Here is a 14000-nt window from a genome sequence, read left to right on the forward strand (position 1 = left end):
CGTGAAGATCACCACCTACAACATCAACGGGATCAAGGCCCGTTTGCCCCGCCTGCTCGAATATCTGGCCGAGGCGGACGCCGATATCGTCTGTCTCCAGGAACTGAAGACCAGCGACGAGACCTTTCCCGCCGCCGAGATCGAGGCCGCGGGGTACGGCGCGGTCTGGCACGGGCAGAAGAGCTGGAACGGCGTCGCGGTGCTGGCGCGCGGTACCCAGCCGGTCGAGCGGCAGCGCGGGCTGGCGGGCGAGCCCGAGGACGAGCATAGTCGCTATCTGGAATGCCAGGTCGGCGATCTGGTCGTCGCCTCGCTGTATCTGCCCAACGGCAATCCGCAGCCCGGGCCGAAATTCGATTACAAGCTGCGCTGGATGGAGCGGCTGGCCGATCGGGCGCGGGCGCTGCTCGCCGAGGAAGTGCCCGCGGTGCTGGCGGGGGATTACAACGTCATCCCGAATGACGACGACACCTTCTCGGTGCCCGCCATGGCCAGCGACGCGCTGATGCAGCCGGAGAGCCGCGCGGCCTATCGCCGGTTGCTGGCGCAGGGCTGGACCGACTCGCTGCGCACCCGCGCGCCCAAGGGCGGGGTGTGGACCTTCTGGGACTATCAGGCCGGGTCGTGGCAGCGCGATGCGGGTTTCCGCATCGACCATCTGCTGCTCAGCCCGCAGGCGGCGGACCGGCTGGTCGATGCCGGGGTCGACAAAAGCTATCGCGGCCGGGAAAAGGCCAGCGACCACGCCCCGACCTGGGTGCGGCTGCGCGACGACTGACGCCGGGCCGGGCCATCCCGGTTAAGGCTGGCCCCCTGCGCGCCGCCCCCGTTTCCAAGGTCCCCGACATTCGCTGGGGGCATTGGATCTGGGGCCGATCGACATTCAGCGCTGCCTTTCCTTCCCTCGCCCCTCGCAGAGGGGAGAGGGTTGCGCAGACTTGGTCTTTGCGAAAGCAAAGGCTTAGTCGGAGCTGGGTGAGGGGTGCATGCGCGCAGCGCGCGAGCCTTTTGGCTCGCTCAACCCCTCACCCAAGCTGCGCTAGCCAGCGAGCTGGCAAGCTCCGCTAACCCTCTCCCCTGTCCAGGGGAGAGGGGAAGAAGAAGCGATAGGTCGGGCGCGCCGGTGAATTTCGCCAACTCTATTGGCATATTTCCTCGGAATTTGGCGGTTTATGCCATATCCAAAAATAGAAAATCCCGGTTTTTCAACGTTTCTACTGTATGGCACGCATAATGCAGTAACTCACCCGTCGGAGCCGATCCGACGCCAAAGGGAGTTACCACCATGTTCGCTTCGCTGCTGATCGCCTCCGCCCTCTCCGCCGCCCCTGCACCGGCCGCGACGCCGTCGCCTTCATCGGCCCGGACGGCGGTGTCGGACACCACCCGCTATTGCATCATCGCGAACATCACCGGCTCGCGCATCCCTCGCAAGATCTGCCGCACTGCGGCCGACTGGATCGCGGTCGAGGGCGAGGTCCCCGGCGTCCCGGTCAAGACCCGCTGATCGCCGCCCCGAGGGAAGGAGAGAAACGATGCTGTTCGCCCTGATCGCCGCTGCCGCCGCCAGCCTGACCGCAGCCCCCTCGCACGAGGCCGAGGTCAAGCCCGTGCCCGTCGCGGCGGCCGTCCCGCCCGCCCAGGCGCCCGGCCTGGCCCCGGCCAAGACGGTCCGCTACTGCTTCCGCAACGTGCAGGAAGACCATATCGTCGTCGGCAAGCTCTGCCGCACCCGTGCCCAGTGGATGTGGCACGGCGTCGACCCGCTCGACTATATCGGCCGACGCAAGTGACCGTGAAGGGCGGGGGCCGCCGCGACCGGGCGGCCCCGCCCGCCGCGATCAGCCCAGATCGCGGGCATAGACATTGTAGGTCTTGTTCACCCGGCTGTTGATCGTCTCGGCGATCGAGCGCATCCCCTGATTGTCGTCGAGGATCCAGCCGATCTCGCCCCGCGACGCGCCATATTTCGTCACCGAGGCGCGGCGGATATATTCGATCATCATGAAGGCCAGCTGGCTGGCCATGCGCGACGACTGAAGCTCCTTGACCACCCCCATCAACGGCACGCGCATCGTCCGCACTTTGGGCGCGCGCAGCCACAGCAGCAGCTTGGCCCAGCCGAAGGGCAGCAGGCTGCCCTTGAGCGGCTTGATCGCCTCGTTCAGGTCGGGAAGGGTGATCATGAAGGCGACCGGCTTGCCGTCCAGTTCGGCGATGCGGATCAGGTCGTTGAACACGATCGGCTTCAGCTTGACGCCGACATCCTTGATCTCGGGCGGGGTCAGCGGGATGAAGCCCCAATTGTCCGACCATGCATCGTTCAGGATGCTCAGGATGATCGCGGCCTCTTCCTCGAACCTGGCCTTGTTCACCTCGCGGACGCGGATGCGCTCGTTCTTCTCGCCCGACTTGATGATCCGCTGGACGATCGGCGGAAATTCCTGCGTGATGTCCAGCTCATAGGTGAAGAGCTGCTTGATCGTCGTGTAACCCGCTGCCTCGATCCAGCCCTGATATTCGGGGCGCGCATGGCCCATCATGATCGTCGGGTCCTGGTCGAAACCCTGGACCAGCAGGCCCGGCTCCTCCCAGACCGACTGCGACACGGGGCCGATCGCGCGGGTCATGCCCTGTTCGCGCAGCCAGCCCTCGGCCGTGGCCAGCAGCGCGGTGAACACCTCCTGCCGCTCGGCATCCATCAGGCCCCAGAAGCCGGTGCCCGGCCCGAACCCCTTGGACGGATCCATCTCGAGCGCCAGCGTGTCGAGATGTGCGGAGATGCGTCCGACGACGCGGCCATTCTCTTCCGCCAGGAAAAGCTGTGCCTTGGCATGGCTGTACCACCCGTTCTTCTCCGGGGTGATCAGGCCCAGAGCCTCGCCCTTCAGCGGCGGCACCCAGTGCGGATCGTTCGCGTACAGACCGAAGGGAAAGTCCACGAAGGTCTTACGGTCGCGCTTGGTGGCGACGGGGCGGATCGAAAGGGCCATGTCTGATCGGGTCCAGCGGAAACGGGAAAACCATGTCCTAACCGTCTGGTTCGATCATGGCGAGTGAGGATTCCGTCATTGCCGGACGTGGGAATGCCACCGTGTCGCCACTATGTGGGGGCAAAGGATAGAGCTATGGAATCGACGCTTTCTTTCGAACGGGCCGTGCCAGCCGCCGCGGCGACGCCCGCCGCGCGTGTCCCGATCGCGGACGACAAGGCGATGCTGCGCGCCGCCGCCGAACTGACCCGCGACCTGATCGCGCCGCGTCCCGGGCTCTATTGGGCCGACATGGTGGGCAGCGCGCTGGTCGGCTATGCCGCGCTGGCGGTGGCGGTCACCGCCTCGTCGACGGGGGTGATCGTCGCGGCGTCGGTCGTGTCGGTGCTGGCGCTGTACCGCGCGCTGCTGTTCATCCACGAAGTCAGCCATATGAAGCATTCGGCGTTGCCGCGTTTCCGCGAGGGCTGGAACGCGCTGGTCGGCGTGCCGCTGCTGACCCCCGCCTTCATGTATGAGGGCGTGCACAATCTGCACCATGCCAAGACCCGCTATGGCACGGCCGACGATCCCGAATATCTGCCGCTGGCGCTGATGAAGCCGTGGACGCTGCCGATGTTCGTCCTGGTGTCCGCGCTGGCGCCGCTGGGTTTGCTGATCCGTTTCGCGATCCTGTCGCCCTTGTCCTGGGTCGTGCCGGGGCTCCGCCGGATCGTGGTCGAGCGTTATTCGGCGCTGGCGATCAACCCGCAGTTCCGCCGCCGCATGCCCGAGGGCGAGGCGCTGGTCCGCTTCAACCGGACCGATGCGGCGGCCTCGATCTGGGCGATCGCGCTGGTGGCGATGGTCGCGACGGGGGTGATCCCGGTGCGCGGCTTTGCGATCGGGTTCGCGATCGGCTCGGCGGTGGCGGTGTTGAACCAGGTCCGGACGCTCGTCGCCCATCTCTGGGAGAATGAGGGCGAGCCGATGACCGTGACCGCGCAATATCTCGACTCGGTCAATGTGCCGCCGCCCGCCTTGCTGCCCGGCCTGTGGGCACCGGTGGGACTGCGCTATCACGCGCTGCACCACCTGTTGCCGTCGCTGCCCTATCATGCGCTGGGCGAGGCGCACCGCCGGATCAGCGCGGCGCTGGAGCCGAACTCGCCCTATCACAAGGCCAGCTACAAGGGCCTGCCGGGGCTGGTCGCGAAGATCGGACTGAGCACCTTCCACCGGGGGAAGTGAGCGAAAGGCGCCGGATGAGGGAAGGGGCGTGCGCTTAGACTTGGCTCGGCGCGAACGGCCTTCCCGATAATCCCATCATCCGTTCAGCCTGAGCGCATTTGAAGGCCAAGGGAAATCCCTGTCCAGCTGCTATCCCTAGCCCGCGCCTCTGACGAAGCTGGGTTGGATCAACATTCAGCATTGCTTCTTCTTCCCTCTCCCCTGGACAGGGGGAGAGGTTAGCGAAGCTTGCTGGCTAGCGCAGCTTGGGTGAGGGGTTGAGCGAGCCCAGAGGCTCGCGCGCTCGCTTCGCGGGCGCCCACCCCTCACCCAGCTCCGACTAAGCCTTTGCTTTCGCAAAGACCAAGTCTGCGCAACCCTCTCCCCTCTGCGAGGGGCGAGGGAAGGAAAGGCATGGTCAAATGTCGATCCTATCTGGCCCCTATTCCTCGGTCCGGAACAGGACCGCTTCGCCGATCAGCAGGAACAGCAGGATCGGCGCCCATGCCGCGAGGAAGGGCGGGTACGCCCCCAGGTCGCCCATCGCCATCGAGAAATTGTCCGCCACGAAATAGGCGAAGCCCAGCGCCATGCCGATCACCGCGCGGACGAACAGTTTGCCCGAACGCGCGATGCCGAAGGCGGCGACCGCGCCCAGCAGCGGCATCAGCATCGCAGACATCGGCGCGGAGAGCTTGTGCCACAGCGATCCCTCCAGCGAGGTCGTGGGCCGTCCCGCTTCGCGGAGGTCATCGATCGCGCTCGACAAGGCGTCGAAGGACATGTTGTCGGCGCTGACGCTGGCCAGGGTCAGCTGCTCGGGCGTCACCCCCCGGCCGACGATCAGCGAGGGGAAGGTGGTGACCTTGCCCGACGCCACCTGGAACCGGGTGGCGGGGCCGATCCGCCAGCCATCGCCGTCGCGCTGCCCGCGCGGCGCACGCACGATCGCCACCAGGCTGCCGCCCGTCCGGTCATAGAGCGTCACGCCGCCCAGCTGGGTCCTGGCGCCGCGCCCCTGGATCAGATCGACCGAGATCAGGTCGTCGCCGTCGCGCACCCAGACATTGGACCTGTCGCCGCTGTCGATGGGCAGCGGGCCATATTGGACTTTCTGCCAGGCGCTGAGCGTCGCGCTGGCGCGCGGTACGATCCGGTCGTTGAAGACGAAGCTGACCACCGCCACGCCCGCGCTGGCGATCAGCAGCGGGGCGAGCACCTGATGCGCGGACATGCCCGCCGCCTTCAGCGCGATGACTTCCGAATTCTGGTTCATCGTGAAGAAGGTCAGGATGGTGCCGAGCAGCACCGAAAAGGGTAGCAGGAACGAGATGATCTGCGGCGCGCGCAGCGACACGTAACGCCACACCTGCGCCTGGCCGTTGCCGGGCGCGGCCAGCACCGCGCCGGACTCGCTCAACACGTCCAGCGTCTGGAGCACCAGCGCCACCGCGAACAGGATGGCGAAGGTGCGGATCAGGAACATCTTCGCCATGTAGATGGCGATCGTCCTGGACGGGAAAATGTTGGACAGGCTCATGCCGTATAGGCCTTTTTCCGGCGGCGGCCGGGCAGCCAGCGGCCGATCGCCTTGGCGATCTTGGCCACGCCGCGCTCCAGCGCCCCGATCGGCTGGCCGCCTGGGACATAGGCGGTCACATAATACATCCAGAGGACCAGCCCCGCAAAGACCGCGAACGGCCCCCATAGCGCCAGCAGCGGATCGACCTTGCCCAGCGCGCCGATATCGGCGGCATATTGGTTCACCTTGAAATAGGTGACGAGCATGACGATCGACAGGAAGACGCCCAGCGCCGAGGTCGATCGCTTGGGCGGAATGCCCAGCGACACCGCGAGCAGCGGCAACAGGAACATCGTCACCACCTCGACCACGCGGAAATGGAATTCCGCCCGGCTGCCCGCGCGTGCCTCGGCGCTTTGGGCATCCTGGCCGTGGCGGGCCAGTTCGGGAAGGGTGAACTCCAGGTCACGGCCGCCGCGCTGGCGGAAATTGTCGAACTTGGGCAGGTCGATCGGCAGGTCGTGGCTGGAGAAGCTCAGCACGCGCGGCGCCTTGAACTCGGGCCGGTTGTGGATCAGCGTGCCGTTGGTCAGCCGGAAGATGATGACATTGGGATCGTCGGTCGCCAGGAAGCGCCCGCGCTGTGCCGTCACGCCGATCCAGTCGCCCTTTGAGGTGTTGGCGTGGACGAAGATGCCCGACAGGTCGCGGCCATTTTCGCGGCTCTCCTCGATGCGCAGCGTCATACGGTCGCCCAGATGGGTGAACTCGCCGACCTTGATCGAGGCGCCCAGCGCGCCGGTGCGCAGCTCGTAGCGCAGCCCCTCATAATAATAGCGCGCGATCGGCTGGATATAGCCGACGATCGCCAGGTTCAGCGCGGCGAGCACGATCGCGTACATATAGGGGACGCGCAGCAGCCGCGTATAGCTCATGCCGACGCCGCGCATCACGTCCAGCTCGGACGAGGTGGCCAGGCGACGAAAGGCCAGCAGGATGCCCAGCATCAGCCCGATCGGAATGCCCAGCCCCAGATATTCGGGCAGCAGGTTGGCGAGCATCCGCCACACCACGCTGATCGGCCCGCCTTCGGTCGCGACGAATTCGAACAGGCGGCGGATGCGATCGAGCACCAGCAGCATCGCCGAGATGATCAGCGTCGCGAACAGCGGCAACGCGATCAGCCGGGCCATGTAGCGATCGATGGACTTCATGCGGGGCATCACTCGCGCGATAAAACGGCCATGGCTATACGATCGGGGGAAGGGCGCGTCACCCCTTGTTTGCGATGGATCGGCGTGGCCTTCGACTTCGCCCGGACCGAACCGAGGTCGCGTGCGGGACGGGGCAGCAAAAACCGTTCAGTCCGGGTGACATCGAGGGCCATGCCCCACCCCGGCTCAAGCCGCCGCGCTGACCGACCCGTCCCCGACATTGCGCGCCAGCGCCGCCGCCACCGCCCGTTCCAGCCCCACCAGGGTAAAGGGCTTGCGCAGCACCTCATAGCCCTCGAACCCGGTCGCCTGCGCATCGCCCGCAAAGCCTGTGACGAACAACACCGCGACCTCGGGGTAGCGGGGACGGAGCGCGGCGATCATCTCCGGTCCGGTCTGGTGCGGCATCAGCACGTCCGACACGATCAGCCTGATGTCGGCCTGGCGCGCCAGCATCCCCTCGGCCTCGCGCGGATCGCCGCAGGGCAGGGGATCATGCCCCAGCTCGGTCAGCGCGGCCATCGTCGCCGACAGCACGCGCGGATCGTCCTCGACCACCAGGATGCGCATGCCGCCGGTGTCCTCGGCGTCCGGCGCGGGGGCGACCGGCTCGGCCACGGGGGCGGGGGCGGTCGCGGCGTGGTGGCGCGGGAAATAGAGATGGACCGTGGTGCCCGCGCCGGGGGCGGTGCGGATAGTGACGTCGCCGTCCATCTGGCCGACCAGCCCGAAAATCTGGCTGAGCCCCAGCCCGGTGCCCTTGCCCGCGGGCTTGGTGGTGAAGAAGGGCTCGAACACCCGTTCGGCGACCTCGGGCGACATGCCCGCGCCGGTGTCGGTCACCGACAACAGGATATAGTCGCCCGCCGCCGCGCGCGGCAGCTCGTTTGCCATCACATGCGCCTCGGCGGTGCGGATGGTCAGCTCGCCGCGCCCGTCCATCGCGTCGCGGGCATTCACCGCGAGGTTCAGGATCGCGTTCTCCATTTGCGTCCGGTCGCCGAACAGCATCCAGCCGGTCGTCCGGTCCTCGACCGTCACCTTCACCCCGTCGCCCAGCGTCCGGTCGAGCAGGTCGCGCATCCCCGCCACCAGTTGCCGGGGCACCAGCGGCTCGGGGGTCAGCGCCTCCTCGCGGCTGAACATCAGCAATCGCCGGGTCAGCGCGGCGGCGCGGTGCGCGCCCTCGGTCGCGCTGTCGAGATGGCGGCGGACATCCTCCACCCCGTCCGCCCGGCGCGCCAGTTCCAGCCCGCCCAGAACGACCGCCAGCATATTGTTGAAATCATGCGCGATCCCGCCGGTCAGCTGGCCCAGCGCATCCATCTTCTGCACCTGGCGCAGCTTGGCTTCCTGGAGCTTCAGCTCCTCGGTCGCGGCATCGACCGCGTCCGCCAGTTCCTCGGCACGGGCGCGTTCGGCATGCGCCTCGGCGCGCGCCTCCGCCCGCTCGCCGACGGCATGGACGATCATCCAGGCCAGCAGAATCGCGCCGAGCGCCAGCGCCAGCCCGAACAGGCCCAGCCCGCTGGCGATCCGGTTGGAGTGCAGCACCGTGTCGCGCGCCGCGGCGGTGCGCTGTTCCAGCAGGCGGCGCTCGCCCGCGATCAGGACGTTGAGCGTCCGGTTGATCTGCAACAGCGCCTCGGCCCGCCGCGCCTGGTGATAGAGCGCATAGGCCTGGCGATCGCGGTGATAGGTGGTCGACAGGGCAATGGCCGACAGCTCGCGCCCGCGTGCCTCATAGGCGGCGCGCAGCTGGTCGACCAGCCGCTGCTGCCGGGAATCCTCGACCAGCATGTCCAGCCGGTCGAGCTGCGCCGCCGCCAGCGACCATTCTTCCGAATAGATCTGCCCGATCTTGTTGTCGCCCGAGATGACGTACCGCCCCAGCGACGCCTCCGACCGGGCGATCGTGCCCTCCACGGTGCGGGCCAGAATCATCACGTCATAGCTGCGGCTTTGCAGGTCGAGCGCGCGGTCCCGCTCGCGATTGGCATGGCCCAGCGTGACGATGAGCAGGACCAGCGTCGCCGCGCCGGTCAGCGCCATGGCGATCAGCGCAAAGGTCCGCCACCGGCCGACCCTTCCCTGGTCCTCCTGTTCGATCACGGTCGCCACGCTATCGCAAGCATGGGATATTGCAAAGCCGCCAGGGGCATAGGCCGATCAGGCGAGAACGCCGACCGCCTGCCCCGCCGCCCGGAACATGCCCAGCACCGTCTCGATCTGTTCGGGCGTATGCTCGGCGCAGATCGAGCAGCGCAGCAGGAAGGTCCCCGCCGGGGTCGCGGGCGGGCGCGCCATGTTGACGTAGAGACCGCCGTCGAGCAGCGCCTGCCACATGATGACCGCCTGTTCCTGATCGTCCAGGATCACCGCGACGATCGCGCTGTCGCAGTTTTCGGTGCCGAGGCGGAAGCCCATGGCCTTCAGCCCGCCATGCAGCGCGCGCGCGTTCGACCACAGCCGCTCGCGCTTTTCGTGCGCGGTCATCAGCTTGCGGATCGAGGTCGTCGCGGTCGCCACCACCGAGGGGGGCAGCGAGGCGGTGAAGATATAGGGGCGGCAGGCCAGGCGCACCGCCTCGAACTTCGGATGGTTGGACACGACGAAGCCGCCGACCGTGCCGACCGATTTGGAGAAGGTGCCGACGACGAAATCGACCTGGCCTTCCAGTCCCTGCGCCTCGTAAACGCCGCGCCCGTTGGGGCCGAAAAAGCCCATCGAATGCGCCTCGTCGACCAGCACCATGCACCCGTGCTTCTTGGCGACCGCGACCATTTCCTTCAGTGGGGCGATGTCGCCCAGCATCGAATAGACGCCCTCCAGCACGACCAGCTTCGCGGGCTCCTTGGGCAGTCGGCCGAGCCGCTTGTCGAGATCCTCGACCGAATTGTGGCGGAAGCGGACGATCTCGGCATTGCCCTGCTGGCAGCCGTCATAGATCGAGGCATGGCTGTCGGCGTCGAGGATGACATATTCCCCCTTGCCCGCCAGCGTCGAGATGATGCCGAGGTTCGCCATATAGCCGGTCGAGAAGACGATCGCGCCGGTCGTGCCGTAGAAATCGCGCAGCGCCTGTTCGACTTCCATATGGTCGTGGAAGGTGCCGTTGAGCATCCGGCTGCCGTTCGTTCCCGAGCCGAACTGATCGAGCGCCGTCTTGCCCGCCGCGATCACGTCCGCGTCGAAGGTCATGCCCATATAATTATAGGTGCCGAGCAGGATCGTGTCCTTGCCCCGGATCACGGCCTCGGTGGGCGACTTCACCTGTTCCATCACGATCGCGAAGGGATCGGTGACGCCCGAGTCGAGCAGCTTCTGCCGCTCGGCGATCAGGCCGTCGAACTTGGACAGCAGGTCATGCTCGGGGGCGACCGTCTCGGGGTCGGCGGGCAGGGCGTGGGGCTGGGCAGCGGCTTCGGTCATGTCGGTGTCCGTTTGGAGGCGATCAGGCTTGCTTCAGCTTTTCGACCGCGTCGACCAGCTGGCCGACATTCTCGATCTCGGCCTGCATGTTCATCGTGATGATGATGTCGAATTCGTCCTCGATCGCGGCGACGAAATCCATCACGGTCAGGCTGTCCCACTCCAGGTCGCCCTGGAAGGTCGTCGCCTCGGTCAGTTCGACACCCTTTTTGTTGAAGGGCGCGATCTGGGCCGCGACGGTGTCGAAAATGGCTTGGCGGTCGCTCATGATGATCCTTTCGAGGGGGCCAGTGGCACCCAAATGCGGCGGCTTTTCGACCGCGTGATGGCGTTCGCTATAGCAAGCCGTTGGCGCGATACCACCGTGCCGTATCCGCCAGCCCCTTGGAAAGCGCGATGGCCGGTTCCCAAAGCGCGGGGTCGGGGCGGCGCGCGGGGTCGGCGGTCCAGTCGGGATGGCAGAGATAGCCGACCCGGTCGGGGGTCAGCTTGGCGCCATTCCCGCGCAGCTTGCGGTCGATCTTCGCGCCCAGGCTCAGCAGCGCCTTGGGCAGGTGGAAGGTCATCACGCGCTGCCCCACCGCCGCCCCGATCGCGGCGGCCAGGTCGGCATGGGTCAGGACCTGCCCGTCATCCACCTCCAGCACCGCGCGCGGGCCGTCGGTGGCGACCAAAGTGGTCAACAGCCGCGCGAAATCCTCGACCGCGACCAGCGATAGCTTGCCCGGCGGCGGCATCAGCGCGAGGCCCAGCCTGGCGGCGCGGAACATGTCGCGCATCTCCATATCGCCGGGGCCATAGATGCCGCTCGGCCGGACGATCGTCCAGTCGAGGCCGCTCTCCGTCACCACATCCTCGGCCTGACGCTTGGACCAGCCATAGACGGACAGGTCCGGCTCGCGAGCCGACAGCGAGGAGACATGGACGAAGCGCCGGATGCCCGCGGCCTTCGCCGCCTCGACCATGGCGCGGGTGCCGTCGATATTGCCCGCGACGAACCCTTCGCGGTCGGGCGCGTTCACCACGCCCGCGATATGCAGCACCGCGTCGGCGCCCTCGACCAGCGTGGCGAGGCTATCGGGCTTGTCGAGCGCGCCTGCGATCCAGGTGATCCCGGCGCGCGACGGTTGGGCGCGGCGGGTGAGGGCGCGCAGGGCAAGCCCCGAACCGGCGGCACGGTCGACCACCGCGCGACCGACGAATCCGGTCGCTCCCGTGACGGCGACGATCATAGCAGGGCCAGATGGTTGCGATGGATCAGCGCGGCGCGCGGGGCATGGCCCAATATCCGCGCCTGCTGGTCCGACCGCGTGCCGATCAGCGCGCGCGCCTCGGTCGAATCATATTCGCTGAGGCCCCGCGCGATGGTGCCGCCCGGCCCCTCGACGGTCACGAGATCGCCGCGCGCGAAATGACCCTGCACCCCGGTCGCGCCCGCCGCGAGCAGGCTGCCGCCCTCGGCCAGTGCCCTGGCCGCACCCGCATCGACGATGATGGCGCCGCGCGCGGTCAGCCCGCCCGCCAGCCATGCCTTGCGCGCGGGTGCGCTCTTTTCGGCGATGAAGATGGTGTGGCGCGCAGGGGTCGACAGCGGATGCTCGATCCGCCCCGACGCGATGGCAAGGTGGGCGCCCGCGCTGACCGCGATGCGCGCCGCGGCGATCTTGGACACCATGCCGCCCGAGCCCATGCCCGAGGCGGAGCCGCCATCGGCCATGCCGCTGACCGCGTCGATCCGATCGACCCGTTCGATATGGCGCGCGGCGGGGTTGGTGTGCGGGTTGCTGTCGTACAGCCCATCCACGTCGGAGAGCAGCAACACCCCGTTGGCGCCCGCCGCCTGACCCACCCGCGCGGCGAGCCGGTCATTGTCGCCGAACCGGATTTCCTCGGTCGCGACGCTGTCATTCTCGTTGATGACCGGCACCACGCCCAGCCCGAGCAACCGCCCCAGCGTCGCGGCCGCGTTCAGATAGCGGCGGCGATCCTCCAGATCGTCCAGCGTCACCAGCATCTGGGCGGCGGTCAGCCCTTGCGCCTGGAGCAACTCGGCCCAGGCCTGGCTGAGCGCGATCTGCCCGGTCGCGGCGGCGGCCTGTGCGTCTTCCAGGCTCGCGCGGCCGCCCTTGGGCAGGCCGAGTCGCCGCGCACCCAGCGCGATCGCGCCCGAGGAGACGATCGCGATCTGCTGGCCTGCACGGACGCGCGCGGCGATGTCGGCGACCAGCCCGGTCAGCCAGTCGCGACGGACTTCGCCTTCCGGGGTGACGAGGAGGGCGGAGCCGACCTTGACGATCAGCCGCTGGCAGGTGGTGGGGGGGAAGATCATTGAGAAATGGTCATAGGATAGGAATGTCGTGAGCGCTGGTCTCTGCGAGGCACGTTTCCCTCCCCCAACCCCTCCCGCCTGCGGGAGGGGAGAGGTTGTGGGGCAAGCGTTCGACCTTGGCTCTCCCCTCCCGCAAGCGGGAGGGGATGGGGGAGGGCAGGGTGTCTCACCGAGCCAGCCGCCCGCACCGTCAGGCCAGCGGCGACCACGTGATCTCGTCCTCGCCTTCGTCGCCCTCCGGCACCGAATCCGGCCCCGGCCCGATCGCCTCGAGCAGCTTGTCGAGCACCCAGTCGACGCCGATCCCGGCCGCGCCCGACAAGGGGATCACGTCCGCGCCGCTCGCCTCGGCCAGTTCGGCCGACAGCGCCTCGATCAGCTCGTCGTCCAGCGTGTCGATCTTGTTGAGCGCGATGATGTGCGGCTTTTCCGCAAGTCCGCCGCCATAGGCTTCCAGCTCGTCGCGCACGATGCGGTAGCTTTGCGCGACATCCGCGTCATTGGCGTCGACCAGATGCAGCAGCACGCGGCACCGCTCGATATGGCCCAGGAAGCGGTCGCCGATCCCGGCGCCGTCCGCCGCGCCTTCGATCAGGCCGGGAATATCGGCGACGACGAACTCGCGCTGGTGATGCCGTACCACGCCCAGCTGCGGCCGGGTGGTGGTGAAGGCATAGGCGCCGACCTTGGCCTGCGCGTTCGTCACCGCGTTGATGAAGGTCGACTTGCCCGCATTGGGCATGCCCACCAGACCCGCATCGGCCAGCAGCTTCAGCCGCAGCCAGACCCACGCCTCCTCGGACGGCCAGCCGGTGCCGTGCTGGCGCGGCGCGCGGTTGGTCGAGGTCTTGTAGCTGGCATTGCCGCGTCCGCCGTCGCCGCCGCGCAGGAACACCTCGCGCTGGCCGACCTTGGTGAAGTCGAGGAGCACCTCGTCCTTGTCCTCGGACAGGACCTGGGTGCCGACCGGCACCTTGATGACCAGATCGTCGCCGCCGCCGCCGGTGCGGTTCGACCCCGACCCGCCATGGCCGCGCGGCGCGCGGAAATGCTGGGTATAGCGGAAGTCGATCAGCGTGTTCAGCCCGGCGACCGCCTCGAAGATGATGTCGCCGCCCTTGCCGCCATTGCCGCCATCGGGGCCGCCATATTCCATGAACTTCTCGCGCCGGAAGGAAACGGCGCCGGGGCCGCCCGCGCCGGAGCGGACGAAGATTTTGGCCTGATCGAGAAAATGCATGGCTGCGCTCTTAGTCCGGGCCGCGCCAAGAGGCCAGCCCGCCCGTCATCCTGCCCGCCAT

General features: G+C 67.7%; 13 protein-coding genes. 4 read left to right on the top strand and 9 right to left on the bottom strand.

Annotated elements, in window-relative coordinates; genetic code table 11:
• Position 1 precedes the first annotated feature (1 nt).
• The 3 genes from xth to QE385_RS15815 all read left to right on the top strand — a co-directional run bounded on the left by xth (position 2) and on the right by QE385_RS15815 (position 1793).
• Positions 2-778, top strand: coding sequence for an exodeoxyribonuclease III (gene xth / locus QE385_RS15805; protein ID WP_307103442.1), 777 nt, complete (start codon positions 2-4; stop codon positions 776-778).
• Between the two features lie 507 nt (positions 779-1285).
• Positions 1286-1507: a hypothetical protein gene (locus QE385_RS15810; protein WP_307103444.1), complete on the top strand. Its 222-nt coding sequence runs from the start codon at positions 1286-1288 to the stop codon at positions 1505-1507.
• 28 nt (positions 1508-1535) lie between these two features.
• On the top strand, positions 1536-1793 hold the full coding sequence (locus tag QE385_RS15815; RefSeq protein WP_307103446.1) for a hypothetical protein: 258 nt from the start codon (positions 1536-1538) through the stop codon (positions 1791-1793).
• A gap of 48 nt (positions 1794-1841) precedes the next feature.
• On the opposite strand, the gene QE385_RS15820 is transcribed toward QE385_RS15815, so the two are convergent.
• Positions 1842-2993: an N-acetyltransferase gene (locus tag QE385_RS15820; protein WP_307103448.1), complete on the bottom strand. Its 1152-nt coding sequence runs from the start codon at positions 2991-2993 to the stop codon at positions 1842-1844.
• Between the two features lie 135 nt (positions 2994-3128).
• Between QE385_RS15820 and QE385_RS15825 the strand changes: the two genes are divergently transcribed.
• Positions 3129-4223: a fatty acid desaturase gene (locus QE385_RS15825; protein WP_307103450.1), complete on the top strand. Its 1095-nt coding sequence runs from the start codon at positions 3129-3131 to the stop codon at positions 4221-4223.
• Between the two features lie 421 nt (positions 4224-4644).
• On the opposite strand, the gene lptG is transcribed toward QE385_RS15825, so the two are convergent.
• From lptG to obgE, 8 genes are all read right to left on the bottom strand, one after another.
• Positions 4645-5742 carry an LPS export ABC transporter permease LptG gene (gene lptG, locus QE385_RS15830; protein WP_307103452.1) on the bottom strand — a complete coding sequence of 366 codons (1098 nt, stop codon included), beginning with the start codon at positions 5740-5742 and terminating at the stop codon, positions 4645-4647.
• Positions 5739-6938 carry an LPS export ABC transporter permease LptF gene (lptF, locus tag QE385_RS15835; protein ID WP_307103453.1) on the bottom strand — a complete coding sequence of 400 codons (1200 nt, stop codon included), beginning with the start codon at positions 6936-6938 and terminating at the stop codon, positions 5739-5741. The genes lptG and lptF overlap by 4 nt, the downstream gene beginning before the upstream one ends.
• Positions 6939-7124: 186 nt before the next feature.
• On the bottom strand, positions 7125-8990 hold the full coding sequence (locus tag QE385_RS15840) for an ATP-binding protein (protein ID WP_373424728.1): 1866 nt from the start codon (positions 8988-8990) through the stop codon (positions 7125-7127).
• 117 nt (positions 8991-9107) lie between these two features.
• Entirely contained in the window at positions 9108-10370 is a 1263-nt protein-coding gene (locus QE385_RS15845; RefSeq protein WP_307103457.1) for an aminotransferase class I/II-fold pyridoxal phosphate-dependent enzyme, read from the bottom strand.
• A 22-nt stretch (positions 10371-10392) separates the two neighbouring features.
• Positions 10393-10638 (bottom strand): acyl carrier protein, encoded by a 246-nt coding sequence (locus QE385_RS15850; protein ID WP_294272475.1) that lies wholly within the window; start codon positions 10636-10638, stop codon positions 10393-10395.
• A 67-nt stretch (positions 10639-10705) separates the two neighbouring features.
• Positions 10706-11602, bottom strand: a complete 897-nt coding sequence (locus tag QE385_RS15855) for an SDR family oxidoreductase (protein ID WP_307103459.1) — start codon at positions 11600-11602, stop codon at positions 10706-10708.
• Positions 11599-12699 carry a glutamate 5-kinase gene (gene proB / locus QE385_RS15860; protein WP_307103461.1) on the bottom strand — a complete coding sequence of 367 codons (1101 nt, stop codon included), beginning with the start codon at positions 12697-12699 and terminating at the stop codon, positions 11599-11601. The genes QE385_RS15855 and proB overlap by 4 nt, the downstream gene beginning before the upstream one ends.
• A 190-nt stretch (positions 12700-12889) precedes the next feature.
• The gene (gene obgE / locus QE385_RS15865) at positions 12890-13939 is read right to left on the bottom strand and encodes a GTPase ObgE (protein WP_307103463.1); all 1050 of its coding nucleotides are present in this window, start codon (positions 13937-13939) and stop codon (positions 12890-12892) included.
• Positions 13940-14000 lie beyond the last annotated feature (61 nt).

The sequence above is a fragment of the Sphingomonas sp. SORGH_AS_0950 genome, from assembly GCF_030818415.1.
Lineage (GTDB): Bacteria > Pseudomonadota > Alphaproteobacteria > Sphingomonadales > Sphingomonadaceae > Sphingomonas.